This window comes from Flavobacterium rhizophilum (genome assembly GCF_046000485.1).
Classification (GTDB): domain Bacteria; phylum Bacteroidota; class Bacteroidia; order Flavobacteriales; family Flavobacteriaceae; genus Flavobacterium; species Flavobacterium rhizophilum.
In genome coordinates this window covers 1-544 of sequence record NZ_JBELQB010000061.1, presented here as the reverse complement: position 1 = coordinate 544, position 544 = coordinate 1, and the positions used below count along the sequence as shown (strand labels likewise).

The window sequence follows — 544 nt, the reverse complement described above, 5'->3', positions numbered from 1 at the left end:
ACTTTGACCTGAATACATCGCATGTATTACCAGCTATGATGCGTAAATTTCATGAAGCAAAAGAAAACGGGAATACTCCGGTAGCTTTATGGGGAAGCGGTACGCCAATGCGGGAGTTTCTGTTTGTAGATGATATGGCGGAGGCGGTTGTTTTTGCTGTAGAAAATAAACTTCCGGATTTTTTATATAATGTTGGTACAGGAGAAGATTTAACCATAAAAGAGCTTGCTGAAACTATCCAGTCAATTGTAGGGCATACAGGAGAAATTGTGTGGGATAGCAGCAAACCTGATGGAACCCCGAGAAAGCTTATGGATGTAAGTAAGATGCATGAATTGGGCTGGAAGCACAGGGTTGGTTTGCAGGAAGGTATTGAAAAAACATATCAATGGTTTAAGGATAATATTGAGAGTGTTAAAAAAGTAACGATATAAGTACAAGAAACAAACCGAGAACTTAAGTATGAAAATAGCTCTAATTACCGGAATCACTGGACAGGACGGATCTTATCTTGCAGAACTTTTACTAGAAAAAGGTTATGAAG

2 protein-coding genes are annotated in these 544 nt (G+C 38.8%); both read left to right on the top strand.

The features are described 5' to 3' along the window. Window positions 1–434: NAD-dependent epimerase/dehydratase family protein (locus ABS768_RS17750; RefSeq protein WP_408076264.1), on the top strand; the 434-nt coding region annotated here is incomplete at its 5' end. 28 nt (window positions 435–462) lie between these two features. Further along, the coding region (locus tag ABS768_RS17745) for a GDP-mannose 4,6-dehydratase (protein ID WP_408076265.1) at window positions 463–544 on the top strand (82 nt) is incomplete at its 3' end.